The following is a 26232-nucleotide window of genomic DNA, read 5'->3' as shown; positions in this document are numbered from 1 at the left end:
CCCGAGAGCCAACTCACGCGGGCGCCTTGGCGGCGCTTCTCGTCGTCTGATTAGGATAGTGCCTGTTCTGCCGGCCCATAGGCAATGGCAAAGGGGCCCGAGCGGTTAAAATGCCGGAACTCCCCTTCCGGCTGCGCCAGCCGGTCCGCGATCGCCCACAGCGCTGCGGGGTTGACGCCGAGGCCGAGATGGCTGGCGAAATGCACCTCGATGTTCTCGGCGGTCGCCGACGGCCGCACCCGCGAGGTCCGCCAGTTCACGATGCCGTCGGTGCGGGAATAGATCGAGGTTGCCGGCACCGGCATGTCGCCGGCGATCGCCGCGCGAATTTCGGGAATATCGTCCACCCCCTCGCCGGACAGCAGTTCGTACAGCCGGGTCGCGTTGGTGGCGCGGATATCGTCGGCGAACGGGCTGGCCAGCGTGATGATGGAGCGCACCAGCTCCGGCATCTGCGACGCCAGGTCGCGCGCATAGACGCCGCCGAGGCTCCAGCCGATGATCGAGACCTTGCGCCCAGACGCCTCATGGACCCGTTTCAGCAGGTCACGCAGCGCACTCCGCCTGCTGGAGATGCCGCCGAAATTGCGGCCCATGTTCCAGGCATAGGCGTCATAACCGAGCTCCTTCAGATAGCGCCGCATCGGCGCCATCGAAAGGTCGCTGGCGAGGAAGCCGGGCAGCGCCAGCACCGGATGACCGTCGCCCTTCGGCGCCTGCATCAGCAGCGGCGACAGCAGCAGGCTCGAATTCAGCTCGAGCACGCCGCGCGCTTCCGCCAGCATCAGCAACAGGCTGGGTGGACGCAACCGGCGTTCGGCCGCATCAACGCTCCCTTTCGCGGCCGCCACTATTTCTTGTCCTTCTTGCCCATGCCGCCGAGGCCGGCCATCGTCACGAACATGTCCTGGAAGCGCTCGGCGAGCTTGGGATCGAAGGTGAACCAGCTTTGCAGCAACGCTTCCGGCGAAACCTTCTCGATGTTCGACAGCATCTGCTGCTGCAGCCTGTCCATCACCGCGTTCTGCATCGGTGCCACGTCCGGCAGGCCGAAGAACTGCCGCGCTTCAAGGGGCGTACAATCTATCTCGACGTTGACCTTCATATCCGCCTCCTCAAATGCGCCTGGCCCGCCTCAGTATCGCCGGGACGGGGTCGGTCACGCAAGCGAGCCGTACCTGCCCCGATGCATAGTCGGCCTCAATCATCCGTTATGGTCAACCAAACCGTTTGGAACGACGGCTCCAAACCGTTTGGAACGACGGCTCCAAACCGCTTGGCGGGACCGGCATCTGCCGGCTCGCCGGCGATCATTCCGGTGATCGGCAAGCTGCACTCCGAAAGTCGAATGTCAGGCGCCCGCACCAACCGCCTACTCTCCTATCGCATTCATTGCGCTGCACCCGCGCGAACCGATTAACCCTTTGGGAAATCGCGCTTGCGCGGCCGGTAAACTCTGGCAACATGCATCAATAATACCAGCCGGACAAAGCAGCCGGCGGACAAAAACGGGGACGCGGGATCACATGTCGGTACGTTGGAGTTTGTTTGCGGCGACTGCCGTCGCGCTGGTTGCCCTTGCCTTGCCGGCATCGGCCCAGACGCTGAAATATGCCAATCAGGGCGAGCTGAAGTCGCTGGATCCGTACACGCTAAAGGAAACCACGACGATCGCGCACCACGCCCACGTCTACGAGGGCCTCACCGCGCGCGACAAGGACCTCAAGATCATTCCGGCACTGGCGGAAAGCTGGGAGACGCTGAGCCCGACCAAATGGCGCTTCCACCTCCGCAAGGGCGTGAAATTCCACAACGGCGATCCCTTCACCGCCGACGACGTGCTGTTCTCTGCCGACCGCGTCCGCGCCAAGGGCTCCAATTTCCTCAGCAATGTCCCGGCCGACGCCAAGTTCACCAAGGTCGACGACTACACGGTCGACGTGACGCTGGACTCGCCCAATCCCATCCTGACCTCGCAATGGGATAGCTGGTACATCATGGACAAGAAGTGGTGCGAGGAGAACAACGCCGTCGCACCGACGCCGGCCTCCGCGACCACGCCGAGCTACGCGGCGCTGCACGAGAACGGCACCGGCCCCTTCACGATCGAGAGCCACCAGCCCGGCGTGAAGACCGTGTTCAAGGCGTTTCCAGGCTATTGGCGCAAGCCCGAGCATAATCTCCAGGAGATCGTCTTCACCCCGATCGGCTCCGACGCCACCCGCGTTGCCGCGCTGCTCTCGGGCGAAGTCGATGTCATCGAACCGGTTCCGCTGCAGGACATCCAGCGCGTCAATTCCAGCGGCGTCGCCACCGTCATGACCGCGCCGGAGATCCGCACCATCTTCATCGGCATGGACATGGCGCGCGACGAGCTGCTGTACTCCAACGTCAAGGGCAAGAATCCGTTCAAGGACATCAAGGTCCGCGAAGCCTTCTACAAGACGATCGACGTCGAGCTGATCAAGACCCGCGTCATGCGCGGCATGTCGACGCCCTCGACGCTGATGATCGCGCCCGAGCTCTATCCGCTGTCGAAGGAGTTCACCCGGCCGAAGCTCGATCCCGATGGCGCCAAGAAGCTGCTGGCCGAGGCCGGCTATCCGAACGGCTTCGAAGTCACGATGGATTGCCCGAACGACCGCTACGTCAACGACGCCGCAATCTGCCAGGCGGTGGTCGGCATGCTGGCCCGCATCGGCGTCAAGGTGAACCTGCTGGCGCAGCCGAAGGCACAGTATTTCGCCAAGGTGCTGAAGCCCGGCGGCTACCAGACCTCGTTGTTCATGCTGGGCTGGACGCCTGCGACTTCCGACTCGCACAACGTGCTGCACGACATCCTCGGCTGCCGTGACGATCCGAAGGATTCGACCCGGGGCGAGGCCAATCTCGGCGGCTACTGCAACAAGGAAGTCGACGCGATCGCCGACAAGGTTCTGGTCGAGACTGACACTGCCAAGCGCGACCAGTTGATCAAGCAGGCCTACGAGATCGTCATCAAGGATTACGGCTACATTCCGCTGCATCAGCAACCGCTGGTGTGGGGCGTGTCAAAGAAGGTCAAATTGACCCAGCGCGCGGACAACCAGGTGCTGCTCTACTGGGCGACCAAACAAGGTGAATAGTGGTTGCAGCGGATTGGGTCCCGGAAGCGCAGGCTTCCGGGACCTCTCGGTTTTCGGCCGCGCAAAGCCGCGCGCGCCAGATGTCAAAAGCAGTGAAAGGTAGAGATGCTCGCTTTCACTCTTCGCCGCGTGCTGCAGGCGATCGGCGTGATGCTCGCCGTAGGCGTCATTGCGTTCGCGATGTTCCGCTTCGCCGGCGATCCGGTGAGCCAGATCGTCTCGATCGACACCTCGGCCGCGCAGCGTGCTGAAATCCGGCGCTCGCTCGGCCTGGACGATCCCGTGCTGGTGCAGTTCGGCCGCTACTTCATCAACGCGCTGCAGTTCAAGTTCGGCGTGTCCTACCAGTTCCGCCTGCCCGTCTCCTCGCTGCTGGCGGAACGGCTGCCGGCGACGCTGGAGCTTGCGATCTGCGCCACGGTGTTCGCCATGGTCGCCGGCATCCTGATGGGGGTCTATTCGGCGCTGCGCCGCGACACCGTGCTCGCCAAATTATTCCAGGCGGTATCGCTGATCGGCATTTCGCTGCCGACCTTCCTGATCGGCATCCTGCTGATCTATCTGTTTGCGGTGACCTTGGGCTGGCTGCCCTCCTTCGGCCGCGGCGAGGTGGTGAAGCTCGGCTGGTGGACCACCGGGCTGCTCACCGTCTCCGGCCTGAAGGCACTGATCATGCCGGCGATCACGCTCGGATTGTTCCAGATGACCCTGATCATGCGGCTGGTGCGCGCCGAAATGCTGGAAGTGCTGCGGACCGACTATATCCGCTTTGCCCGCGCCCGCGGGCTGACCACGCGCGCGATCCATTTCGGCCATGCGCTGAAGAACACCCTGGTTCCGGTGATCACGGTCGCCGGCCTGCAGTTTGGCTCGGTTATTGCTTTCTCGATCATCACCGAAACCGTGTTCCAATGGCCGGGCATGGGACTTCTATTCGTCCAGGCCGTGCAAAACGTCGATATCCCGATCATGGCCGCGTATCTCCTGATGGTCTCGCTGATCTTCGTCACCATCAATCTCGTGGTCGACATCCTCTACACCGTGGTCGATCCGCGCTTGCGCTCGACCATCAGCCGCGCGGCGTGAGGGGTCAACCGATGTCCGACGCCGTCGTCCCCCATCGCTCCGAAGATCACCCGCAGGCACCTGCCGGCTGGTTCGGGCGCGCGCTCGACAGCGACATCCTCTATTCGTTCCGCCGATCCAGGCTGACGATGGTCGCCGCCGTGATCACGCTATTGTTCTTCCTGCTGGCGATCTTTGCATCAGGACTTGCGGTGCAGAACCCGTTCGATCCGGCGCAGCTGCAGCTGATCAACTCCCGGATAGCGCCGTTGTGGACCGCCGACGGCCAGAGTCCGTTCCTGCTCGGCACCGACGAGCAGGGCCGCGACGTGCTCTCGGCGATCCTCTACGGCCTGCGCATCTCGCTTGCGGTCGGCGTTGCCGGCGTGGTCTTCGCCGGCGCGCTCGGGATCGCCCTTGGGCTGGTCGCCGGTTATTTCGGCGGCGTGGTCGACAGCGTGATCATGCGGATCGCCGACGTCCAGCTCACCTTCCCGGCGATCCTGATCGCGCTCCTGGTCAACGGCGTCGCCAAATCGCTGCTCGGCAACCGGCTCGACGAGATGAGCACGTTCGGCGTGCTGATCATCGCGATCGGCCTCAGTTTCTGGGTGCAATATGCCCGCACCGTGCGCGGCTCGGTCATGGTCGAGAAGAACAAGGATTATGTGGCGGCGGCGCAGCTGATCGGCCTGCCGGCGCCGAAGATCATGCTGCGGCACGTGCTGCCGAACACGATGGGCCCGATCCTGGTCATCGCCACCATCAACCTCGCGCTCGCGATCATCACCGAGGCGACGCTGTCTTTCCTCGGCGCCGGCATGCCTGACACCATGCCCTCGCTTGGCACCCTGATCCGGATCGGCAACAACTACCTGTTTGCCGGCGAATGGTGGATCGTCGCCTTCCCGGGCATCGCACTGGCGGGCCTGATCCTCTCCATCAATCTGCTCGGCGACTGGCTGCGCGACGCGTTGAACCCAAGGCTCCGATGACCCAGCCTGTTCTCTCCGTGCGCAATCTCGAGGTGGAATTCGTCACCCGCCGCGCGACCTTGCGCGCCATCAACGGCGTGTCGTTCGACATCGCCAAGGGCGAGGTGCTCGGCGTGGTCGGCGAGTCCGGCGCCGGCAAGTCAGTCACCGGGCTTGCGGTGATCGGGCTGATCGATCCGCCCGGCCGCATCTCCGGCGGCGAGATCGAGCTGTCGGGCACGCGGATCGACCATCTTCCGCCGGAGGAGATCCGGCGCATCAGGGGCAAGCGGATCGGCATGATCTTCCAGGATCCGCTGACCAGCCTCAATCCGCTCTACCGGATCGGCGACCAGATCATCGAGACCATTCGCACCCACACCAATCTGAGCGAAAGCGCCGCCCGCCGGCGCGCCATCGATCTGCTGGCCGAGGTCGGCATCCCCGCGCCGGAGAAGCGCATCGACGGCTACCCGCATGAATTCTCGGGCGGCATGCGCCAGCGCGTCGTCATTGCGCTTGCGATCTGCGCCGAGCCCGAGCTGATCATCGCCGACGAGCCGACCACCGCGCTCGACGTCTCGGTGCAGGCGCAGATCATTACGCTGATCAAGCGGCTCGGCCGCGACCACGGCACTGCCGTGATGCTGGTGACCCACGACATGGGCGTGATCGCCGAGACCTGCGACCGCGTCGCGGTGATGTATTCCGGCCGCATCGCCGAGATCGGCCCGGTGCAGGAGGTGGTGCGCAACCCGTTGCATCCCTACGCCAGGGGCTTGATGGGCGCGATCCCGACGCTCGCGGGCGAGGACAAGCGCCTGGTGCAGATCCCGGGCTCGATGCCTCGGCTGTCGGCGATTCCGGCCGGGTGTCCGTTCAATCCGCGCTGCGCGTTTGTCTTCGATCGCTGCCGCGTCGAACGCCCCGAGCCGATCCGGCAGGGCACCCAATCGGTCGCCTGCCATCTGTTCGAGCCGGCGAAGGAGACGGCGGCATGAGCGGGACATTGATCGAGGTCAAGAACCTGCGCCGCGTCTTCGACGTCTCGAAACCGTGGCTCAACCGCGTGATCGAGGGCGGCCATCTCGAATTCCTGAAAGCCGTCGACGGCGTCAGCTTCGACATCAAGCGCGGCGAGACGTTTGCGCTGGTCGGCGAATCCGGCTCCGGCAAGACCACGGTGGCGCGCATGGTGGTCGGCCTGCTGCCGCCGAGCTCGGGCGAAGTCGTCATCGACGGCGTCTCGATGACCGATCCGCGGCAGGCGCAGGCGCGCCGCCGGCTGCGCCGGCGCATCCAGATGGTTTTTCAGGATCCCTATGCCAGCCTCAATCCGCGCTACCGGGTCGCCGCCATCGTCGCCGAGCCGATCCGCGCCTTCGACCTGATCGAGGGCGAACGCGAGATCAAGGCCCGGGTCGGCGACTTGCTCTCGCTGGTCGGCCTGCACCCCGACGACGGCCAAAAATTCCCGCACGAATTTTCCGGCGGCCAGCGCCAGCGTATCGCGATCGCCCGCGCACTGGCGTCCGAAGCCGAGTTCATCGTCTGCGACGAGCCGACCTCGGCGCTCGACGTCTCCGTGCAGGCGCAGATCCTCAATCTGATGCGCGACCTGCAGGACAAGTTCGGCCTGACCTATCTCTTCATCAGCCACAATCTGGCAGTCGTCCGCCACATGGCGACGAGAATCGGCGTGATGTATCTCGGCCGCATCGTCGAGATCGCCGAGGGCCGGAAATTGTTCGAGAACCCGCGGATGCCCTACACCAAGATGCTGCTCGGCGCGGTTCCGGACCTTGCGATGTCCGGCCGCCAGCGCATCCCGGTCAAGGGCGAGATCCCCAACCCGATCGATCCGCCACGGGGCTGCGCGTTCAACCCGCGCTGTCCCCTCGCCTTCGATCTCTGCCGCGAGAAGGCGCCGGAACTGATCGACGGCGTCGCCTGCCACGCCGTCAACAGCCCTGCCGCCGCCGTTCCGGCATGATCACGCGGATGGGAGCGGCCATGTCCACCAAGCGGTTGGCATACCAGCCGGCCTGTGATCAAGTGCGCGCGCCACAAGACCTAGCCGGAAGCGCAGCCCCATGAGCAACGTCAACCCCGATCCGTTCACCACAAGGCCTGAGATCGAAGGCACCTTCGGCGTCGTCACCTCGACCCACTGGATCGCGACCGCCGTCGGCATGGCGGCGTTGGAGAAAGGCGGCAACGCCTTCGACGCCGGCGTTGCGGCGGCGTTCACGTTGCAGGTCGTCGAGCCGCATCTGAACGGCCCCGGCGGCGACGTCCCGCTCATCGTGCACGACGTCAAGCGCGGCAAGACCGAAGTGATCTGCGGCCAGGGACCGGCGCCGGCCAAGGCGACGATCGCGCATTATCGCAGCGAAGGCCTCGAAATGGTGCCCGGCACCGGCCTGCTCGCCGCCTGCGTGCCCGGCACGTTCGAAACCTGGATGCTGTTGCTGCGCGATTACGGCACGATGAAGCTGCGCGACGTGCTGGAGCCCGCGATCGCCTATGCCCGCGACGGCCATCCGCTGGTCGAGCGTGCGTCGGCCACCATCAAGACCGTCGAGCAGCTGTTCCGGAAATACTGGCCCACGTCGGCCGAGGTCTATCTGCCTGATGGCGAGGTGCCGAAACCCGGCACCATCTTCACCAACAAGAAGCTCGCGGAGACCTACGCACGCATTCTGACCGAGGCCGAGAGCGCAGGCGGCGACCGCGTGGCGCAGATCGAGCGCGCGCGGCAGGCCTGGTCGAAGGGCTTCGTCGCCGAAGCGATCGATAAGTTCTGCCGCACCCAGGAGGTGATGGACGTCTCCGGCTCGCCGCATCGCGGCGTGCTGTCGGCCGACGATATGGCGCGCTGGCAGCCGACCATCGAGGCGCCGCTGACCTACGATTACGGCCGCTACACCGTGCAGAAGTGCGGCGTCTGGAGTCAGGGTCCGGTGATGCTGCAGCAGCTCGCGCTGCTGAAGGGTTTTGAGCTCGACGGGCTCGATCCCGCGGGCCCCGACTTCATCCATCTGCAGATCGAAGCCGCCAAGCTTGCCTATGCCGATCGCGAGACATTCTACGGCGATCCGAAGTTCGCGGACATCCCGATCGAAACGCTGCTGTCCGATGCCTACAACAACGAACGGCGCAAGCTGATCTCGAAAGACAAGGCTTCGCTCGATTTCCGCCCCGGCTCGGTCACAGGTTTCGGCGGCGTCGTGAAGCTGCGACACGCCGAAGGGCATCGCGAAGCGGTCGGCGCCATGGGCGCGGGCGAACCGACCGTCGGCCGGTTCGGCGAGGTGCGCGGCGACACCGTGCATTTCGACATCATCGACAAGGCCGGCAACATGATCTCGGCGACGCCGTCCGGCGGCTGGCTGCAATCCTCGCCGGTGATTCCCGAGATCGGCTTCTGCCTCGGCAGCCGCGCCCAGATGTTCTGGCTGGAGGAGAACCACCCTGCCTCGCTGGCGCCGGGCAAGCGGCCGCGCACCACGCTGTCGCCGACCATGGCGCTGCGCGACCGCGAGCCGTATCTTTCCTGGGGCTCGCCGGGCGGCGACCAGCAGGATCAGTGGATCACGCAGTTCTTCCTGCGCCATGTCCACGCCAAGCTCAATTTGCAGGAGGCGATCGACGCGCCGGCCTGGCACTCCGAACATTTCCCGATCTCGTTCTGGCCGCGCACTTCGCGCCCCGGCGTGCTGGTGCTGGAAAATCGCGTGCCGAAATCGACCATCGACGAATTGAAACGTCGCGGCCATGTGGTGGAGATTGGCCCGGATTGGTCGGAAGGCCGCCTCACCGCGGCCTCGAAGGTCGGCCCCCGCCGCCGCGCCGCCGCCAACCCGCGCGGCATGCAGGGTTACGCTGCGGGCCGCTAGAGGTTTCGGATGACCTGGTCGATCATCGCCCGCGACAGCGCCACCGGCCAGCTCGGCATCGCCGTCGCGACGCGGTTCTTCGCGGTCGGCGCCCTCGTGCCGCACATTGCACCGGGGATCGGCGCCATTGCGACGCAGGCGCTGGTCAATCCCTATTACGGCATCGACGGCCTCGCACTGCTACGCGACGGCAAGAGCCCGCATGAGGCGATCGCGGCGCTGCTCGCGCGTGACGGCGGCCGCGAGAGCCGGCAGGTGCATGTCATGGACGCCGGGGGCCGCATCGCCGCGCATTCCGGCAAGGATTGCATCGACTGGTTCGGCCATATCGCCGGCGACGGCTTCTCGGTCGCCGGCAACATGCTGGCCGGGCCCGCCGTGCTCGACGAGACCGCGCGCGTCTATGCCGCGAACCAGAAGCTGCCGTTCGCGGAGCGGCTGATCAAGGCGATGTTCGCCGGCGAGGCGGCCGGCGGCGACAAGCGCGGCAAGCAATCGGCGGCCCTTCTGATCCACGGCACCGAGCAATGGCCGTTGCTCGACCTGCGGGTCGACGACCACGCCGATCCCTTGCGCGAACTGGAACGGCTGGAAGCGGTCAGCCGCGAACATTGGGTGCCGTTCCGGGACTTCATGCCGACCCGCAACAACCCCGCCGGAACCAGCGACCGCACCAAGATCGACGCGGGCATCGCAGCGGCATCCAAGAGCCGCGAATGACCGCCGGCCCGCTGATCGAGATCGAGGGCCTGCGTGTCACCTTCCAGAGTGACGACGGCCGCATGACGCATGCCGTCGACAGCGTGGATCTTTCCGTCGCCAACGGCGCCACGCTCGGCCTGGTCGGCGAGTCCGGCTGCGGCAAGAGCGTCACCTCGCTCGCGATCATGGGGCTGTTGCCGAAGCAGTCGGCCGCGGTCTCCGGCGCGATCCGCTTCGACGGCTTCGACCTGCTCGACGTGCCGGATGCGACGCTGCGCGACCTGCGCGGCAATCGCCTCGCGATGATCTTCCAGGAGCCGATGACCTCGCTCAACCCGAGCCTCACGATCGGCGACCAGATCGCCGAAACCATTTTGCGCCACCGCGGCGGCTCCCGGCGCGCGGCGCGCGAGCGCACCATCGAGCTGCTGCGCCGCGTGCACATCTCCTCGCCCGAGAAGCGCATCGACGAGTTTCCGCACAAGCTGTCCGGCGGCATGCGCCAGCGCGTGATGATCGCGATGGCGCTGGCCTGCGATCCGCAGCTGCTGATCGCCGACGAGCCGACCACCGCGCTCGACGTCACGCTGCAGGCGCAGATCCTCGATTTGATGCGCGAACTGAAGGCCGCGAACGGCGCTGCGATCATCCTAATCACCCACGATCTCGGCGTCGTCGCCGAAGTCTGCGACGAGGTTGCGGTGATGTATGCCGGCGAGATCGTCGAGCGCGCGCCGGTCGACGAGCTCTTCGCCAATCCGCAGCATCCCTATACGGTCGGCCTGCTCGGCTCGATCCCGCGGCTCGACCGCCGCACCAGCCATCTCGCCACGATCGAAGGCATGGTTCCGAACATGGCGAACCCTCCGGCGGGCTGCCGTTTCGCCGCGCGTTGTCCGTTCGTGGAAGATGCCTGCACCCGGTCGCCGCCGCCGCTCGCGCTGCTGAGCGCGACCCATGCCTCGCGCTGCATCCGCGCGCCCTTGGAGCGGCTGGTGTCATGACCGCGCTGCTCAAGGTCGAAGGGCTGGTGAAGCATTTCGTCGCCGAACGCTCGGTGTTCGGACGGCCGACCGCTTATGTGAAGGCGGTCGACGGCGTCAGCTTCACGGTCGAGGCCGGCAAGACGCTGGCGCTGGTCGGCGAGTCCGGCTGCGGCAAATCCACCGTCAGCCGCCTGGTGCTGCGGCTGATCGAGCCGGACGCTGGCCGCGTCACCTTCGAGGGCCGCGACCTCGGCGCGCTCAATGCCGAGCAATTGCGCGCGTTCCGCCGCGACGCGCAGCTGATCTTCCAGGACCCCTACGCCTCGCTCAACCCGCGCATGACGGTGAGCCAGATCCTGACCGAGCCGCTGGCGCTGCACAATCTTGTCCCGGCGGCGGGCCGCCGTGAGCGGGTCGAGGAGCTGTTGCGTCTGGTCGGGCTCGAGCCGCGCTTCGCGCGCCGCTATCCCCATGAATTCTCCGGCGGCCAGCGCCAACGCATCGCGATTGCCCGCGCGCTCGCGGTCGAGCCGAAGCTGATCATCTGCGACGAGCCGGTGTCGGCGCTCGATGTCTCGATCCGCTCGCAAATCCTGAATTTGCTGCGTGACCTGCAGGATCGCCTGAAGCTCGCTTACATCTTCGTCTCGCACGATCTCGCCGTGGTGAAGCACATCGCCGACCGCGTCGCCGTGATGAATCTCGGCACCATCGTCGAGACGGCGGAGGCGCAAGCGCTGTTCGCCGCCCCGCGCCATCCCTATAGCCGCGCGCTGTTGTCGGCGATCCCGGTGCCGAAGCCGCGCGCCAGGCGCAGCCGCATCGTGCTGGAGGGCGAGCTGCCGAGCGCGCTCAATCCGCCCTCCGGCTGCCGCTTCCATACCCGCTGCCCCTATGTGATCGCGCGCTGCCGCAGCGAAGTGCCGCAGTTGCGCGAAGATGGCACCGGATATGCAACGGCTTGTCACCGGACGGGCGAGCTGCCCGGCGCGGAAGCGATCCTGCCGTCCGATGGCGGGTTCTCGCCGACACTGGAAAAGCTGGTGGCGGCGTTCAATGCGGCGGAAGCCTCGGGGCGGCCCGGGGTTATTTCGTAAGGATCATATGCGCAGGGATTAAGGGGTTGGCGATGAAATTTTGGCGCTTGGCGGTCCTGATGGCGGCCCTCGTGACCTGGTGCGGAACGAGCGCGCGAGCCGAGACCACGCTTCGCATCGGGCTCGCCGAGGACCCCGACATCCTCGATCCTTCAGTCGGACGCACCTATGTCGGCCGCATCGTCTTTTCGGCCTTCTGCGACAAGCTGTTCGACATCGACGCGAAGCTGAACATCGTTCCGCAGCTCGCGATGTCCTACGAGAACTCGGCCGACGGCAAGGAGATGACGATCAGGCTCCGGCCGGGCGTCAAGTTCCACGATGGCGAGCCGTTCGACGCCGAAGCCGCCAAATTCTCGCTGGAGCGCCATCTCACGCTGCCGACCTCGTTTCGCAAACCGGAACTGGCCGCGCTCGACCATGTCGACGTCGTCGATCCCCAGACCATCAAACTGGTGCTCAAGACGCCCTACTCGCCACTGATCGCCCAGTTGACCGACCGCGCCGGCATGATGGTCTCGCCGAAGGCGGTGAAGGAAGCGGGCGACAAATTCGGCCTGCATCCGGTCTGCGCCGGCCCCTACAAGTTCGTCGAACGCGTGCAGCAGGATCGTATGGTGTTCGAGAAATTTCAGGATTACTGGAACAAGGACAGCGTCTTCATCGACCGTATCGTGTTCCTTCCCATCGTCGACGCCACGGTGCGGCTCGCCAATCTGAAATCCGGTGGGCTCGATCTGATCGAGCGCGTGCTCGCCACCGACATCAAGGACGTCCGCGCCGACAAGCGGCTCGTGCTGTCGACCGCACCCGAACTCGGCTATCTCGGCCTCACCATCAACATCGGCAACGACAAGAGCAAGGGGCCGCTCAGCCAGTCGGAAAAGGTGCGCCAGGCGCTCGACCTGTCGATTGACCGCGAGGCGCTCAACCAGGTCGTCTTCAACGGCGAGTTCACGCCGGGCAATCAATGGGTCAGCCCGGTACATCCTTACTATCAGAAGGCGTTTCCGGTTCGGGGACGCGACGTTGCCAAGGCCAAGGCGCTGCTGAAGGAGGCCGGTGTCACGCTGCCCGTCGCCATCGACTACATGGTCCCCAAAGGGGCCGAGAACGAGGCCGTGGCCCAGGTCGTGCAGTCGATGGCGGCCGAAGCGGGCTTCGACATCAAGATCCGCGTGGTCGAATTTGCGACGACCTTCAAGCAGGCCCAGGCCGGCGAATTTCAGGTGTTTCAGATCAACTGGAGCGGCCGGATTGATCCTGACGGCAATTCCTATGTCTTCCTGCACACCAAGGCGCCGCAGAACGACGGCGGCTATTCCAACGCGGAAGCTGACAAGCTGATGGAAGATGCGCGGCTGATCAACGATCCTGTCCAGCGCAAGGCGATCTACGAGAAGATGACCAAGATCGTGCTCGACGACGAGCCTATCATCTACATCTATCACCGCACACTCCTGATCGCGCACACCACCAAGGTCGAGGGTTACCGGCAGATGCCGGATGGACTGGTGCGCGTGGTCGGGCTGAAATTGAAATGATCGACACAGCGCAGGGCACGCGGGGCCGACAATGCTGAACTTCCTCGCCAAGCGGCTGGTTCAGCTGATCCCGACGCTGTTCTTCGTCTCGCTCCTGATCTTCTCGCTGCAACACCTGCTGCCCGGCGATCCGGCACTCGTGATGGCCGGCGAGGAGCGCGATCCGGCCGTCATCGAACAGATCCGCCAGCAATACCACCTGGATCGATCGATCCCGGTGCAATATGCCTATTGGGTCAAGGGCGTGCTGATGGGCGACTTCGGCGAGTCCCTGCGCAACAAGATGCCGGTGTCGAGCCTGATCGCGCAGAAGCTGCCGGTTACGATGCAAATCGCCGGCATGGCGATCGTGGTCGCCTTCCTGATCGGGATTCCTGCTGGCATCATCTCGGCGGTGAAGAAAGGCACCGCCTGGGATTACGGCGCCAATCTGTTCGCGCTGTGGGGTATCTCGACGCCGAATTTCTGGCTCGGCATCATGCTGATCTTCCTGTTCTCGGTCGAACTTGGCTGGCTGCCGGCCTCCGGCTATGTGCCGCTCAGCGAAAACTGGCGCGCGAGCCTCGCCGCATCGGTCATGCCGGCCTTCGTGCTCGGCAATGCAATCGCCGCGATCCTGATGCGGCACACCCGAAGCGCCATGCTGCAGGTGCTCGAGAGCGACTATGTCCGGACCGCGCGGGCCAAGGGCCTGTCCGAGCGTACGGTGATCCTCAAGCATGCGATGCGCAACGCGCTGACGCCGATCATCACGCTCGGCGCGCTCGAGCTTGGCACGCTGCTCTCGGGTGCGGTGCTCACCGAGCAGATCTTCTCGATCCCGGGCTTCGGCAAGCTGATCGTCGATGCCGTGTTCAACCGCGACTACGCGGTCGTGCAGGGCGTGGTACTGACCACGGCGACGATCTACATCACGCTCAACCTGATCGCCGACATCGCCTACATTCTGGTCAATCCGCGGCTGAGGGGCTGATCGGATGACCGACGCTGTACTCAGAGCATCAGCTTCGCTTGCCGCCGCCGAGACGCTGGAGAGCCCGGCACGGCGCGCCGGGCGGCGGCTGATCCGGCGCAAGGGTGCCGTGCTCGGGCTCGCCGTGATCGCGCTCTTCATTCTGCTCGCCGTCTTGGCGCCGCTGATCGTGCCCTATGATCCGATCGCGACCAGCTGGTCGCTGGTCCGCAAAGCGCCGTCGATGCAGCACTGGTTCGGCACCGATGAGCTCGGCCGTGACGTGCTCGCCCGCGTCGTGTTCGGCGCCCGCGCCTCGCTGCTTGCCGGCGTCATTTCGGTCAGCATCGCGCTTGCGATCGGCGTGCCGCTCGGGCTGCTCGCCGGCTATCGCGGCGGCTTCATCGACGCGCTGATCAGCCGCATCACCGATGCGATGCTGGCCTGCCCGTTCCTGATCCTGGCGATTGCGCTCGCCGCCTTCCTCGGCCCGAGCCTCGGCAACGCGATGATCGCGATCGGCGTCTCGGCGACCCCGATCTTCATCCGCCTGACCCGCGGCCAGGTGATGAGCGTCAAGGTCGAGGACTATGTCGAAGCCGCGCGCGCCATGGGCAATCCGCGCTGGCGCATCGCGCTGGTCCACATCCTGCCCAACATCCTGCCGGCTCTCTTGGTGCAGGCCACGCTGTCGATCGCGGCCGCGATCATCGCCGAGGCCGCACTGTCCTTCCTCGGCCTCGGCCAGCAGCCGCCGGCGCCGTCCTGGGGCAGCATGCTCAACGCCGCGCAACGCTTCCTAACCAGCGCGCCATGGATGGCGGTCTGGCCGGGGCTTGCGATCTTCCTGGTCGTGCTGTCGTTCAACCTGGTCGGCGACGGCCTGCGCGACGCGCTCGATCCGAAGGCGCGGTGACCGGTCGGCCGTCCCGAACGCGCGCCATGCTTCCCCGTCACCCTGAGGAGCGCGGAACGCGCGTCTCGAAGGGTCGACGGCCACCAGCCGGGCCGTGCATCCTTCGAGGCTCGCTCCGCTCGCACCTCAGGATGACGGGACAAGCAACGTGCGGCTAGCGAAACTGTTCGACCTAAATCACCACCTCGCGCAGCACGCGCCGGCAATCCATCTCGTATTCGAGATCGACCACCGGCGGGCGGCAGAAGTGCCAGGTCAGGCCGGAGCGCGTGGCGCCGCGGCGGACCAGCTCGTCGACGATCACGGGATGGATGTCGTGCACGGTATAAGCCTGCACCGCTGTCGTCTCCGCCCAGCCGAAGCTGAACTCCGCAAGACGGCGCTCCATCTCGCCGGTGGTGAAGCGGACCTTCTCCCGCCACGCGCCGGGGCTGAGATCGCGGTAGCAAACGATGCGGTCGGGATAGCTGGCAGTGCCACTGCGGGCCTCGGCGCCGCCCGCGATCACGAAGGACGGCGACGTGCTCGTACTCGGCCGCGTGAACGAGAACGCGTAGAACGACGGCTCGGCCGGCGGATCGATCTCGGGACAGACATTGCTGCGCGCCACCGGATTGATCGTGCCGTCGAACAGGCCCCATTCGGCGAGTGTCTTGACGTAGTGCTGGTTGAAGGCGCGGAAGCCGTCCTCGGTAAAGGCGGCCGGCGAACGCAGTTCGCAGGCGCAGAACGAGGTCAGCGGCCGGCCGACGTCCTTGATGTAGGCCGCAATGCGCGCAAAGCCCTCCGCAAGCGGCACCAGGCGATCGAAGCGCACCCGCTCGATCTCATAGCCGGCGTTCGCCTGCGCACCGCTTGAATATTGGAACACGGCCGGAATGAACCGGTAATTGCCCGCCGCAAATTCGCTCGCCATGCCTGTTTCCTCCAGATCTTGTGAGGAGCATAGCGCCTTCGAGCGAAATGGTCTCCCGGTTCGGGTGAAGAAAACGCGTCAAGCCAAGCAGTGTTCGGCACGCCCATCGGCAACGCGCTCGCGAGACAAAGAAAAGGCGGCAGTGGCTTTCGCCAATGCCGCCTTTCCTGCGAGCATGAGCTTGGAGGGCTCAGGTCGGTTTCAATGCGCCCTCGCGGCCGTCGAGTTCGTAGTCGGCGATCTGCTTGGCGCGCTCGGAGCGGGCCGCGGCCTGGTGGTCGGTCGCAATCGTCATGTAGACGGCCGGCAGCACGAACAGGGTGAACAGCGTGCCGATCGTCATGCCGGCCACGACCACGAGCCCGATCGAGAAGCGGCTGGCGGCGCCGGCGCCGGAGGCGGTGAGCAGCGGCAACAGGCCGGTGACCATGGCCGCCGTCGTCATCAGGATCGGACGCAGACGAATCCGGGCCGACATCTCGATCGCCGAACGGCGGTCCAGTCCCTCCTTGAGCTGCAGCTCATTGGCGAACTCCACCATCAGGATGCCGTGCTTGGTGATCAGTCCGACCAGCGTCAGCAGGCCCACCTGGGTGTAGATGTTCATGGTGGCGACGCCGAAAAACAGCGGGATCAGGGCGCCGACGATCGCCATCGGCACGGAGATCATGATCACGAACGGATCGCGCAGGCTCTCGAACTGCGCCGCCAGCACCAGGAAGATGATGATGATGGCGAACGCGAAGGTGACCAGCAGCTGGTTACCTTCGTGGACGTACTGCCGGGAGTCGGCCAGGAAGTCGTAGCTGAAGCCGGACGGCAGCTTCTTGGCTTCACCCTGCAGGAACTCCACCGCCTGCCCCATCGAAACGCCGGGCATCGGCACCGCCTGGAAGGTCGACGAGTTGAGCTGGTTGTAGTGGGTCAGCGCGTTCGGATCGACGCCGGTCTCGACCGTAACCACGGTCGACAGCCGCACCAGCTGCCCGGTCGCGGTCGGGACGTAGAAGTTGTCGAACGATTCCGGCGCGAGCCGGCTGACGCGCGGCACCTGCGGGATCACCTGATAGGAGCGTCCTTCGAGGTTGAAGCGGTTGACATAGTTGCCGCCAAGCAGCGTCGCCAGCGCACCACCGATCGACTGCATGGTGATGCCGAGGTCGCTCGCCTTGGAGCGATCGACCTTCACCCGGACCACCGGCTGGTTGAAGTCGAGGTCACTGTCGGTGACGATGAACAGGCCGCTCTTGCGCGCGGCATCCTTCAGCTTGCTCATCTGGTCGAACACCTGCTGGAATCCGGCCGTCGAGCTGATCACCATCTGCACCGGCAGACCGCCGGGACCGCCGGGCAACGGCGGCAGGCTGAACGCGAACGCGCTGACGCCTTCGATCTTCGACAGCTCGGCCTGCACCAGCGGCTGCAGCGCCTGAGCCGAGCGCTTGCGCTCATCCCATGGCTTGAGCAGCATGCCGGCGAAGCCGCCCTGCGGACCGGTGATGCCGTTCAGGATGAACCGCAGGTCGGTCTCGGGAAACTTCTGGAACTCCTTGTCCATCTTGTCGCCGTAGAAATCGATGTAGTCGATGTTGGCGTATTTCGGCGCCTTGGTCACCGCGAACACGATGCCCTGGTCTTCCTGCGGCGCCAGCTCCTTCTGGATGTGCATATAGAGGAAGCCGACCAGGCCGAGGATGGTCACGGCGAACAGCGCCGTGATCGGGCGGTAGTCGAGCGAACGGTCGAGCTGGCGGCCATAGGCACGCGTCACCGCGCCGAACACGCGATTGACCAGTTTTGCGAAACGCCCCTCTTCCGCGCTCTTGAGGAACACCGAGCACATCATCGGCGACAGCGTCAGCGCGATCACGCCCGACACGATCACCGAGCCTGCCAGCGTGAAGGCGAATTCGCGGAACAGCGTGCCGGTCACGCCGCCGAGGAAGCCGATCGGCGCGTACACCGCCGCGAGCGTGATCGTCATCGAGACGACCGGGCCCACGATCTCGCGCGCACCTTTCAGCGATGCCTGCACTGGTGGCAGGCCCTCCTCGAGATGTCGATGGATGTTCTCCACCACCACGATGGCGTCGTCGACCACGAGGCCGATCGCCAGCACCATCGCCAGCAGCGTCAGCAGATTAAAGCTGAAGCCTGCGGCCAGCATCAGGATGCAGACGCCGATCAGCGACAGCGGAATGGTGACGACGGGGATGATCACCGACCGCAGCGAGGCCAGGAACAGGAAGATCACGACGACGACGATCAGGACCGCTTCAGTCAGCGTCTTCTGGACCTCGTCGATCGACGATTGGATGAACTTGGTGGAGTCGTAGGCCACCTTCATCTTCATCGACGGCGGCAGGTTGCGCTCGAGGTCGGGGAACAGCGCCCGCACGCCCTTCACCAGGGTCAGCGGGTTGCCTTGCGGCGTCGCCTTGATGCCGATGAAGATCGCATGCTCGCCGTTGAAGGCGACGCTCGCGTCGGTCGACTGCGCCGCGAGCTCCACCGTCGCGATGTCCTCGATGCGCACGAAGCCGCCGTCCTTCGCCTTCACGATCATCCGCTTGAACTGATCGATGTTCTGAAGGTCGGTATTGGCCGAGACGTTCGAGACGATGAAGAAGCCCTTGGTCTGGCCGGCGGCGCCTGGAAGTTATTGGCGGCGATCGCAGCCGCAACGTCGTTGGGCGACACGCCGCGTCCAGCCATCCGGTTCGGATCGAGCCAGACACGCATCGCAAAGGTCTGGCCGCCCAAAATGTCGGCCGAAGCGACGCCGTCGACCGTCGAGAGCACCGGCTGCACGACGCGGGTCAGATAGTCCGAGATCGCCGATCCGGTCAGCTCTTCGCTGGAGAAGCCGAGATACATCACGGCGATGGTATCACCGGTCGCCTTGCTCACGACCGGATCGAAGGCTTCCTTCGGGATCAGATATTTGACCGAATTGACCTTGGCGAGCACTTCGGTCAGCGCCTGGTTCGGATCGTGATTGAGCTTGACGTAGACCTGGATCGTCGAGGTGCCGAGCACCGAGTTCGACGTCATGTAGTCGACGCCTTCAGCCGAAGCGACGGCCTGCTCGATCGGCGTGGTGATGAAGCCGTTGATCAGCTCGGGCGACGCGCCGGGATATGACGTCGTGATCGTCACGACGGTATTCGACAGGTTCGGATATTGCCGGATCGGCAGCACCATCGCCGCGCGCAAGCCGATCAAGAGGATCAGCAGGCTGACCACGACCGACAGCACCGGGCGCTTGATGAAAATATCAGTGAAGGCCATCGCCAACTCGATTCGTGTTGTCTGCCGGTTGCGGCAACATGTGGCGGAGGGCCAACCGGCCCTCCGGGTTTTATGATCGGGATTAGAGCATCGGCTTGAATTGCCGAAGCTCTAACTTCTTATCTTGACGCGTTTTCTTCACGCGAACCGATGTCGACTTCGCTCGAAAACGCCTTAGTAGCGCGGCGGCTCGGCCGGAACCGGCGGCTGCGGATCGTTCGAGATCGCAACAGCCATGCCCGATTGCAGCTTGATCTGGCCGACGGCCACGACCCTGTCCCCGGCCTTCAGGCCCTTGAGGATTTGGACGCGGCCTTCGACACGGTTGCCCGTCTTCACGAAGGTGCGGTCCGCGGTCAGGCTGGTCTTGCCGTCCTCACCCTTCTTCTCGGTGATCAGGAACACCGAGTCGCCGTACAGCGTGTAGTCGACGGCGGTTTCGGGAATGGTCACGACCGGCGGCTTCTCGGGCAGCACGATCGTGGTGGTCGCGAACATGCCGGGCTTGAGGATGCTTTCCGGATTCTGGATCGTCGCCTGCACCCGGATGTTGCGGGTCTCGGTCGCGATCTGCGGCTCGATGGTGGTGATCTTGCCCTCGAAGGTGCGGCCCGGATAGGCGTCGACTGCGACCCGCACGGCCTGGCCGACCTTGATCTGCGAGCTCTGCTTCTCGGTCACGGTCAGGTTGGCGTACAGCACCGACAAATCGGTCAGCGACACGATCTGCGTGCCGGCCGTCAGATACTGGCCGACTTCGACCTGGCGAACGCCGAGATCGCCTTCGAACGGCGCGCGCACCAGCTTCTGCGAGATCAGCGCTTCAGTCTTGGCGATGCCCGCCTTGGCCTGGTCGTAGGTCGCCTGCGCCGTATCGACGGTCGACTGCGGCCCGAACTGGCGCGACGCAAGCTGCTTGGCGCGGTCGAGCTGCTGCTCGCCCACGGTCGCCTGCGCCTTGAAGCTGGCGAGGTCGCCCTGCTCCGGTGCGTCGAACAACTGCACCAGCGGCGTGCCCGCCTTCACATGGCTGCCGGCGGTGAACAGGATCTCGGTGATGCGGCCCGGCACGTCGGTCGTGACATTGACCTGGTGCACGGCGACGAGATCGCCGACGGCGGTCAGCAGATTCGGAATCACCTCGGTCTTCGCCTCGGCGATCGAGACGTTCGACGGCGGCGGCTTATTGTTGGCGAAGAACTGCGCGATCATGTGGCTGCGGAAGGCGTTGAAGCCGACCAGCGCGCCGACCAGCAGGGCCAGCAGCAGGCCTACGATGATGAACCAACGCACCAGGCGGACGGGGCGCTTGGCTTGCTTTTCCTTGAGCGGTTGCCCCGAGATGTGGCTTTCGGTCTGGATATTCATGTCATGCACTTTCTGCAGTTACCGACGGTCCTGCGCTCGGCGACGGCTGGCGGCCCAAATGAGTTGAAATTGCGGCTTCGGTAAGTCCGATGCCGCGAAGAATGAACTGGCAAAGCTGCCGTTCGGCCGCCGCGGCATCCCCATAGGGGAGACAAGGTGTCGCAGGCAGTTGCGTCAGCGCGCCCATAAGCACGGTATGGTGCGCAAACCAGAACAGGTTGAGCGGCTCGTCACCGATCCGCGTCGCTTTGCCGGCGGCGATCGCGCTCTCGAGCGAGGCGGCGAAAGTCGGACCGATCAGCTTGCCGACCTTGTCGTAGAGCAGGCGCGCAAACTCGCCGTCGTCGAGATGGCTCGTCACCATCAGCCGCATCCGTTGCGCCTCTTCCTGGTCGGGCGCGTCGCGCAGCTGCATGAAGTGGCCGACCATGCCCTGCACCAGTTCGATCAGCGTCGCGGTGGAGGGCTCCTGGCCAAGCAGATGCGCGAGATCTGGATCCGCCTCGCACTCTTCGGCAAGGATTTCGGCGTAGAGCGCCGCCTTCGACGGGAAGTGCTTGAACAGCAGCCCTTCCGAAATGGCAGCCGCAGCCGCCACGCTCTTTGTCGTGGTGCCGGCAAAGCCGTTGCGGGCGAAACACCGCTTTGCGGCGCTCAGGATCAACTGACGCCGCAAGTCACTCGTCATGCGTAAGGTAGACATTTGGGTCGTGAGTAATCACTCACTTTACCAAAAGTCAAGGTTCTATTGCACCGCGAAAGTCACTTTATATCGGAGTGTGTCCGATCGACCCTCTGATGCGATTGACGATGTAGGTGCCGTCGCGGCTGGACAGCACGCGTTCCAGATTGGCCCCGTCGATCTTCGCGCTGGCGAACCGTGGCCCCGCCGTAACGTCTTGCAAAGACGAAGCAAAAGCCTCGACCTCGGCCATCGTGCTGATCGCCCGGCTATCCCCGATTCCGCAGGCTTTGGCAACACCCACGAGGTCGGCGGGCCCGCCGGTATGGCTGGTCTGGCCGCCGGTCTCGCCATAGGCCTCGTTGTCGAGCACGATGATCGAGAGGTTTTTCGGCTGCTGCAGCGCGACGGTCGCGAGGCTCCCCATCCCCATCAGCATCTCGCCGTCACCGGTGATCACGACGACCGGTAGCGTCGGCTGAGCCAGCGCGAGACCGAGCCCGATCATCACGGCGCCGCCCATGCCGCCCCAGAGATAGAAGTTGCGGTCGTGGTCGCCGGCCGCGGCGATGTCATAGGTCGAGGCGCCGAGGCCGCCGACGGCGAAGGCGCCCTTGCGATCCCTGAGCAGTTCGGAAACCACGGCGCGGCGGTCGAGGAGATTGGCTTTGCTCATTTGGTGAAGACCTTTGCCCCGATCAGGCGCTGCGACAGCAGGACGGCGGTTGGCGTGCAGGCGTTGTAGGCTTGCGCCGCCCCGGCCTCGACGACTTCGCGCACCTCATCCGGACGCGATGCGCGCAGCACCTTGATGCCCGCCAATTCGAGAATGCCTTGGGTGTTCGAGCCCATCGGCACCTGCCAGGGATTGAACTCGCCCCATTCGCCGCGCATCGTCACCAGGGTGAGGAACGGCAAGCGGAAGATCTGCACCAGCGACAGCATGTTGATGCAGTTGCCGACCCCGCTCGACTGCATCAGCAGCACGCCGCGCTGGCCGCCGGCCCAGGCGCCTGCGAGCAGCGCCACGCCTTCCTCCTCGGTGGTCAGCGCAATACCGCGCATCGAGGAGGATCCGAGCACGCGCTCGATCAGCTCTGAATGCCCGGCGTCCGGTACGTAGGGCACCTGACGCACCTCGAAGCGTTGCAAGATCGAAAAGATCTCCTCGGGCCAGGAGGCCGCGGTGTCGGTTCGGGCATGCATCGGCGTTTCCGGTCTTGATTGTTTGGCCGCGACTGTAGAGGGGCGCACGCGCTTCATCAAAGCGCAAAACCGCATATGGCTCTGCGATTTACTCGCATCGCGCGGCGTGCGCCGCGCCATTCCCGGTACGCAAATTCTGTTGCGCGGCCGCCGCCTGCGGCTTACGATAGTTGCAAATGAAACTAATGTGGGTTGGATATCCGCCATGAACGGGCACGCGCGAGAGCTTGCTGACGGCTTCGACCTGGAAAAGCTTACGGCTGACTTCTACGCGAACCCCTACCCGACCTATCGCGCGCTGCGCGAGCACGCGCCGGTCAAGCGGCTGCCGAACGGCTGCTATTTTCTCACCCGCTACGACGACCTCATCGCCGCCTACAAGAACACCAAGACCTTCTCCTCCGACAAGAGGAAGGAGTTCCTGCCGAAATACGGCAACTCGCTGCTCTACGAGCACCACACGACCAGCCTCGTCTTCAACGACCCGCCGGCGCACACCCGCGTGCGGCGCTTGATCATGGGCGCATTGTCGCCGCGAGCGATCGCCGGCATTGAGCCGGACCTGATCGCGCTAATCGACAGCCTGCTCGACCGGATCGCCACGAAAGACCGCTTCGAGCTGATCGGCGACTTCGCCTCTGCAATCCCGGTCGAGGTGATCGGCAACCTGCTCGACGTGCCGCACGACGAGCGCGAGCCGCTGCGCGACTGGTCGCTGGCGATCCTGGGCGCGCTGGAGCCCGTGATCGCAAAGGACGCGTTCGACCGCGGCAACGATGCGGTGAAGGACTTCCTGGCCTATCTCGAAACCCTGGTCGAAAGGCGTCGCGCCAAGCCGGGCAATCCCGAGCGCGACGTGCTGACGCGATTGATCCAGGGTGAGGACAATGGCGAGCGGCTGACCGCGAAGGAATTGCTACACAATTGCATCTTCCTGCTCAATGCCGGCCACGAGACCACGACCAACCTGATCGGCAACGGCCTGGTGACGCTCACCCAATATCCCGAGCAGCAGCAGCGGCTGATCGCGCAACCCGAGCTGATCAAGACCGCGGTCGAGGAGATGCTGCGCTACGAGAGCTCGAACCAGCTCGGCAACCGGATGATCGTGGAGGAGACCGAGCTCGGCGGCATCAAGATGCCGGCTGGCACGCTGGTCACGCTGTGCATCGGCGCCGCCAACCGCGACCCCGCGCAATTCCCCAACCCGGAAGGCTTCGACGTCGCGCGCACGCCGAACCGCCACCTCGCCTTCGGGACGGGCGCGCATCAATGCGCAGGCATGGCGCTGGCGCGCCTCGAAGGCGCCATCGCGATCTCGCGCTTCCTGGCGCGCTTCCCGAACTACGCACTCGACGGCGAGCCGGTGCGCGGCGGCCGGGTGCGCTTCCGTGGCTTCCTCAGCGTGCCATGCAGCATCAGCGCATGAATTGTCCCCTGCGAATTTGGTTGGCAAGTCCACTTCCCTGTGGAGGAACTGATACCCAAATCAACTGCAGGCACGGATTGATGTAAGCTCTCGTGCGCTGCAGGGGGAGTGACGCATGATGAATGCATCGGTCACTGATTTCCTCGCAACCGAAGCGCAGTTCGGCACCCACAATTACGAGCCGATCGGGGTGGTGCTGTCCCGCGGCGAAGGCGTCTGGGTCTGGGACACCGATGGCAACCGGTACCTCGACTGTCTCTCCGCCTATTCGGCTGTGAGCCAGGGCCACTGTCATCCGAAGATCCTGGCAGCAATGATCGAGCAGGCGCATCGGCTGACGCTGACCTCGCGTGCCTTCCACAACGACCAGCTCGCCCCCTTCTATCGCGAGCTCGCGGAGCTGACCGGCTCGCACAAGGTGCTGCCGATGAACAGCGGTGCCGAGGCGGTGGAGAGCGCGATCAAGTCGGTGCGCAAATGGGCCTATGAGGTCAAGGGCGTGCCGGACGGGCAGGCCGAGATCATCGTCTGCGCAAATAATTTTCACGGACGCACGCTCGGCATCGTCGGCTTCTCGACCGACCCGGGATCCCGCGACCATTTCGGCCCGTTCGCGCCGGGCTTCAAAATCATCCCGTTCGGCGATGCCGCGGCGCTCGAGCAGGCGATCACGGCGAACACGGCGGCTTTCCTGGTCGAGCCGGTCCAGGGCGAGGCCGGGGTCATCATTCCCCCGCCCGGCTATTTCGCCCGCGTGCGCGAGCTGTGCACGGCGCGCAACGTGATGCTCGTGCTCGACGAGATCCAGACCGGACTCGGCCGCACCGGCAAGCTGCTCGCCGAGCAGCACGAGGGCATAGAGGCCGACGTGACGCTGCTCGGCAAGGCGCTGTCGGGCGGCTTCTATCCGGTGTCGGCGGTGCTCTCCAACAACGCCGTGCTCGGCACGCTGCGGCCGGGCCAGCACGGCTCGACCTTCGGCGGCAACCCGCTTGCATGTGCGGTGGCACGCGCAGCGCTGCGCGTGCTCGTCGAGGAAGGGATGATCGAGAACGCGGCACAACAGGGCGCGCGCTTTCTCACCGGATTGCAGGACATCCGCGCCAACGTGATCCGCGAGGTGCGCGGGCGCGGGCTGATGCTGGCGATCGAATTACACCCGGAAGCCGGCGGTGCCCGCCGCTACTGCTCGGCGCTGCAGGCGCGTGGCATCCTCGCCAAGGACACCCACGAGCACACCATTCGCATCGCCCCGCCGCTGGTGATCACGGCCGATCAGGTCGACTGGGCGTTGGAGCGGATCGCGTCTGTCCTTACGCAGGACGTCTCCTGACGGTTCCCTGCGTCGGAAGACCGCAGCGCCGGCCGTGGCCGACAAGAACGATTTCGACGTCTGCGCGTTGAAGCTTTGTGGGCAGGGATGGACAGAGAGCCATGCTCATGCCTCCCCGCGGTATTTGTTTTGCTGTGCTTTTGGTTGGTGCCTCGATGCTGGCGGCGAGCGGCGCTGCCGCCCAGCCACATAAGGGTGGAGCGCCCGGCGGCGCACGTCCAGCCGCGCCACCAGCAATGGCGCGTCCCGCGCCGATGGTCCACACCGCCCCGCCCGCAATGGCGAGACCACCTGCAATGTCTCGGCCACCAGCGATGGCACGGCCGGCAGCACCCGCGTTCCATGCCCCGCAGCGACCGGCGATGGCGCCGCGCCCGGCACCGCATTTCGCCGCCCCGTCGGTGCGCCAAGCCTCCCATATCGCTGCGCCGCGGATCGCAACGCATCGACCCGAATTCCGTCGTGGGGTCTCGCTGCAGCGTCAGGCTCCGCATATTGCCGCGCCATCACGCGCGAGCTCACCGTCGCGCTTGAGCGAGCGACCGTCACCGACGGAGCGAGTTCAACAGCGCGCGCAGCAGCATCAGCAATTGATCCAGCAACGCCAGCAGGCGGCGCAGCAGCGGCAGCGTGATGCGCTCTCGCACCAGACCGCGGAGCGGCAGACCCGGATCGATCGCCTGCAGCAACGCGTGCAGCAATTGCAATCGCAAAAGGTCGAAGGCGCACGCGCGCAACGTGTCCATG

22 protein-coding genes and 1 pseudogene are annotated in these 26232 nt (G+C 65.1%); 14 read left to right on the top strand and 9 right to left on the bottom strand.

All coding sequences use genetic code 11. The annotated features are described in order from the left end of the window. Window positions 1–50: 50 nt before the first annotated feature. Together H8B02_RS01320 and H8B02_RS01315 are read right to left on the bottom strand one after the other, a co-directional pair. Window positions 51–785, bottom strand: a complete 735-nt coding sequence (locus tag H8B02_RS01320) for an esterase/lipase family protein (protein ID WP_229164532.1) — start codon at window positions 783–785, stop codon at window positions 51–53. A 65-nt stretch (window positions 786–850) separates the two neighbouring features. Continuing rightward, on the bottom strand, window positions 851–1105 hold the full coding sequence (locus H8B02_RS01315) for a DUF6489 family protein (protein ID WP_038383850.1): 255 nt from the start codon (window positions 1103–1105) through the stop codon (window positions 851–853). 421 nt (window positions 1106–1526) lie between these two features. Between H8B02_RS01315 and H8B02_RS01310 the strand changes: the two genes are divergently transcribed. From H8B02_RS01310 to H8B02_RS01255, 12 genes are all read left to right on the top strand, one after another. Further along, complete coding sequence (locus tag H8B02_RS01310; RefSeq protein WP_229164295.1) at window positions 1527–3125, top strand: ABC transporter substrate-binding protein; 1599 nt, start codon at window positions 1527–1529, stop codon at window positions 3123–3125. A gap of 105 nt (window positions 3126–3230) precedes the next feature. Then, the gene (locus H8B02_RS01305; protein ID WP_229164293.1) at window positions 3231–4211 is read left to right on the top strand and encodes an ABC transporter permease; all 981 of its coding nucleotides are present in this window, start codon (window positions 3231–3233) and stop codon (window positions 4209–4211) included. An 11-nt stretch (window positions 4212–4222) separates the two neighbouring features. Further along, complete coding sequence (locus H8B02_RS01300; protein WP_229164291.1) at window positions 4223–5185, top strand: ABC transporter permease; 963 nt, start codon at window positions 4223–4225, stop codon at window positions 5183–5185. After that, window positions 5182–6165: an ABC transporter ATP-binding protein gene (locus H8B02_RS01295; RefSeq protein ID WP_229164289.1), complete on the top strand. Its 984-nt coding sequence runs from the start codon at window positions 5182–5184 to the stop codon at window positions 6163–6165. Before H8B02_RS01300 ends, H8B02_RS01295 begins: the two co-directional genes overlap by 4 nt. Beyond that, the gene (locus tag H8B02_RS01290) at window positions 6162–7157 is read left to right on the top strand and encodes an ABC transporter ATP-binding protein (protein ID WP_207836230.1); all 996 of its coding nucleotides are present in this window, start codon (window positions 6162–6164) and stop codon (window positions 7155–7157) included. The genes H8B02_RS01295 and H8B02_RS01290 overlap by 4 nt, the downstream gene beginning before the upstream one ends. Window positions 7158–7257: 100 nt before the next feature. Next, entirely contained in the window at window positions 7258–9063 is a 1806-nt protein-coding gene (locus H8B02_RS01285) for a gamma-glutamyltransferase family protein (protein WP_229164287.1), read from the top strand. Between the two features lie 9 nt (window positions 9064–9072). After that, entirely contained in the window at window positions 9073–9783 is a 711-nt protein-coding gene (locus H8B02_RS01280) for a DUF1028 domain-containing protein (protein WP_229164285.1), read from the top strand. Next, the gene (locus H8B02_RS01275) at window positions 9780–10769 is read left to right on the top strand and encodes an ABC transporter ATP-binding protein (RefSeq protein ID WP_229164283.1); all 990 of its coding nucleotides are present in this window, start codon (window positions 9780–9782) and stop codon (window positions 10767–10769) included. The genes H8B02_RS01280 and H8B02_RS01275 overlap by 4 nt, the downstream gene beginning before the upstream one ends. Next, window positions 10766–11848 carry an ABC transporter ATP-binding protein gene (locus tag H8B02_RS01270; protein WP_229164282.1) on the top strand — a complete coding sequence of 361 codons (1083 nt, stop codon included), beginning with the start codon at window positions 10766–10768 and terminating at the stop codon, window positions 11846–11848. The genes H8B02_RS01275 and H8B02_RS01270 overlap by 4 nt, the downstream gene beginning before the upstream one ends. Window positions 11849–11880: 32 nt before the next feature. Further along, window positions 11881–13392, top strand: coding sequence for an ABC transporter substrate-binding protein (locus H8B02_RS01265; protein WP_229164276.1), 1512 nt, complete (start codon window positions 11881–11883; stop codon window positions 13390–13392). 31 nt (window positions 13393–13423) lie between these two features. Further along, complete coding sequence (locus H8B02_RS01260) at window positions 13424–14365, top strand: ABC transporter permease (RefSeq protein ID WP_229164275.1); 942 nt, start codon at window positions 13424–13426, stop codon at window positions 14363–14365. Between the two features lie 4 nt (window positions 14366–14369). Continuing rightward, window positions 14370–15260, top strand: a complete 891-nt coding sequence (locus H8B02_RS01255; protein ID WP_229164274.1) for an ABC transporter permease — start codon at window positions 14370–14372, stop codon at window positions 15258–15260. Between the two features lie 172 nt (window positions 15261–15432). Here the strand turns inward: H8B02_RS01255 and cnbZ are convergent, their stop codons facing one another. From cnbZ to H8B02_RS01225, 6 genes and pseudogenes are all read right to left on the bottom strand, one after another. Then, the gene (gene cnbZ / locus H8B02_RS01250) at window positions 15433–16176 is read right to left on the bottom strand and encodes a 2-amino-5-chloromuconate deaminase CnbZ (protein ID WP_229164273.1); all 744 of its coding nucleotides are present in this window, start codon (window positions 16174–16176) and stop codon (window positions 15433–15435) included. Between the two features lie 190 nt (window positions 16177–16366). Beyond that, window positions 16367–19467: pseudogene (locus tag H8B02_RS01245) on the bottom strand (multidrug efflux RND transporter permease subunit). Between the two features lie 174 nt (window positions 19468–19641). After that, a complete protein-coding gene (locus tag H8B02_RS01240) occupies window positions 19642–20835 on the bottom strand; it encodes an efflux RND transporter periplasmic adaptor subunit (protein WP_176532714.1) in 1194 nt (397 codons plus the stop codon). Between the two features lies 1 nt (window position 20836). Continuing rightward, the gene (locus H8B02_RS01235) at window positions 20837–21538 is read right to left on the bottom strand and encodes a TetR/AcrR family transcriptional regulator (RefSeq protein ID WP_229164272.1); all 702 of its coding nucleotides are present in this window, start codon (window positions 21536–21538) and stop codon (window positions 20837–20839) included. A gap of 64 nt (window positions 21539–21602) precedes the next feature. Then, a complete protein-coding gene (locus H8B02_RS01230) occupies window positions 21603–22193 on the bottom strand; it encodes a thiamine pyrophosphate-dependent enzyme (protein WP_229164270.1) in 591 nt (196 codons plus the stop codon). Continuing rightward, window positions 22190–22723, bottom strand: a complete 534-nt coding sequence (locus tag H8B02_RS01225; RefSeq protein WP_229164268.1) for a thiamine pyrophosphate-binding protein — start codon at window positions 22721–22723, stop codon at window positions 22190–22192. Before H8B02_RS01225 ends, H8B02_RS01230 begins: the two co-directional genes overlap by 4 nt. Window positions 22724–22928: 205 nt before the next feature. Here H8B02_RS01225 and H8B02_RS01220 point away from each other — a divergent pair, with 205 nt between their 5' ends. Together H8B02_RS01220 and rocD are read left to right on the top strand one after the other, a co-directional pair. Continuing rightward, window positions 22929–24152, top strand: coding sequence for a cytochrome P450 (locus H8B02_RS01220; RefSeq protein ID WP_229164266.1), 1224 nt, complete (start codon window positions 22929–22931; stop codon window positions 24150–24152). 118 nt (window positions 24153–24270) lie between these two features. Then, window positions 24271–25485: an ornithine--oxo-acid transaminase gene (gene rocD, locus H8B02_RS01215; RefSeq protein WP_229164531.1), complete on the top strand. Its 1215-nt coding sequence runs from the start codon at window positions 24271–24273 to the stop codon at window positions 25483–25485. A 545-nt stretch (window positions 25486–26030) separates the two neighbouring features. Here rocD and H8B02_RS01210 read toward each other — a convergent pair. Next, a complete protein-coding gene (locus H8B02_RS01210; protein ID WP_229164264.1) occupies window positions 26031–26231 on the bottom strand; it encodes a hypothetical protein in 201 nt (66 codons plus the stop codon). Window position 26232 lies beyond the last annotated feature (1 nt).

Source organism: Bradyrhizobium altum (assembly GCF_020889705.1).
Classification (GTDB): Bacteria; Pseudomonadota; Alphaproteobacteria; order Rhizobiales; family Xanthobacteraceae; genus Bradyrhizobium; species Bradyrhizobium altum.
This window is presented reverse-complemented; position numbering and strand designations above follow the sequence as displayed.

Bases quoted from the DNA above. Each gene is read 5' to 3' on its own strand.
- H8B02_RS01295 (WP_229164289.1), top strand. From the start codon at position 5,182: ATGACCCAGCCTGTTCTCTCCGTGCGCAATCTCGAGGTGGAATTCGTC.
- H8B02_RS01275 (WP_229164283.1), top strand. From the start codon at position 9,780: ATGACCGCCGGCCCGCTGATCGAGATCGAGGGCCTGCGTGTCACCTTC.
- H8B02_RS01260 (WP_229164275.1), top strand. From the start codon at position 13,424: ATGCTGAACTTCCTCGCCAAGCGGCTGGTTCAGCTGATCCCGACGCTG.
- H8B02_RS01235 (WP_229164272.1), bottom strand. From the start codon at position 21,538: ATGTCTACCTTACGCATGACGAGTGACTTGCGGCGTCAGTTGATCCTG.
- H8B02_RS01290 (WP_207836230.1), top strand. From the start codon at position 6,162: ATGAGCGGGACATTGATCGAGGTCAAGAACCTGCGCCGCGTCTTCGAC.
- H8B02_RS01255 (WP_229164274.1), top strand. From the start codon at position 14,370: ATGACCGACGCTGTACTCAGAGCATCAGCTTCGCTTGCCGCCGCCGAG.
- H8B02_RS01265 (WP_229164276.1), top strand. From the start codon at position 11,881: ATGAAATTTTGGCGCTTGGCGGTCCTGATGGCGGCCCTCGTGACCTGG.
- H8B02_RS01280 (WP_229164285.1), top strand. From the start codon at position 9,073: ATGACCTGGTCGATCATCGCCCGCGACAGCGCCACCGGCCAGCTCGGC.
- H8B02_RS01305 (WP_229164293.1), top strand. From the start codon at position 3,231: ATGCTCGCTTTCACTCTTCGCCGCGTGCTGCAGGCGATCGGCGTGATG.
- rocD (WP_229164531.1), top strand. From the start codon at position 24,271: ATGAATGCATCGGTCACTGATTTCCTCGCAACCGAAGCGCAGTTCGGC.
- H8B02_RS01210 (WP_229164264.1), bottom strand. From the start codon at position 26,231: ATGGACACGTTGCGCGCGTGCGCCTTCGACCTTTTGCGATTGCAATTG.
- H8B02_RS01230 (WP_229164270.1), bottom strand. From the start codon at position 22,193: ATGAGCAAAGCCAATCTCCTCGACCGCCGCGCCGTGGTTTCCGAACTG.
- H8B02_RS01240 (WP_176532714.1), bottom strand. From the start codon at position 20,835: ATGAATATCCAGACCGAAAGCCACATCTCGGGGCAACCGCTCAAGGAA.
- H8B02_RS01225 (WP_229164268.1), bottom strand. From the start codon at position 22,723: ATGCATGCCCGAACCGACACCGCGGCCTCCTGGCCCGAGGAGATCTTT.
- H8B02_RS01270 (WP_229164282.1), top strand. From the start codon at position 10,766: ATGACCGCGCTGCTCAAGGTCGAAGGGCTGGTGAAGCATTTCGTCGCC.
- H8B02_RS01320 (WP_229164532.1), bottom strand. From the start codon at position 785: ATGCTGGCGGAAGCGCGCGGCGTGCTCGAGCTGAATTCGAGCCTGCTG.
- H8B02_RS01315 (WP_038383850.1), bottom strand. From the start codon at position 1,105: ATGAAGGTCAACGTCGAGATAGATTGTACGCCCCTTGAAGCGCGGCAG.
- H8B02_RS01300 (WP_229164291.1), top strand. From the start codon at position 4,223: ATGTCCGACGCCGTCGTCCCCCATCGCTCCGAAGATCACCCGCAGGCA.
- H8B02_RS01310 (WP_229164295.1), top strand. From the start codon at position 1,527: ATGTCGGTACGTTGGAGTTTGTTTGCGGCGACTGCCGTCGCGCTGGTT.
- H8B02_RS01285 (WP_229164287.1), top strand. From the start codon at position 7,258: ATGAGCAACGTCAACCCCGATCCGTTCACCACAAGGCCTGAGATCGAA.
- cnbZ (WP_229164273.1), bottom strand. From the start codon at position 16,176: ATGGCGAGCGAATTTGCGGCGGGCAATTACCGGTTCATTCCGGCCGTG.
- H8B02_RS01220 (WP_229164266.1), top strand. From the start codon at position 22,929: ATGAACGGGCACGCGCGAGAGCTTGCTGACGGCTTCGACCTGGAAAAG.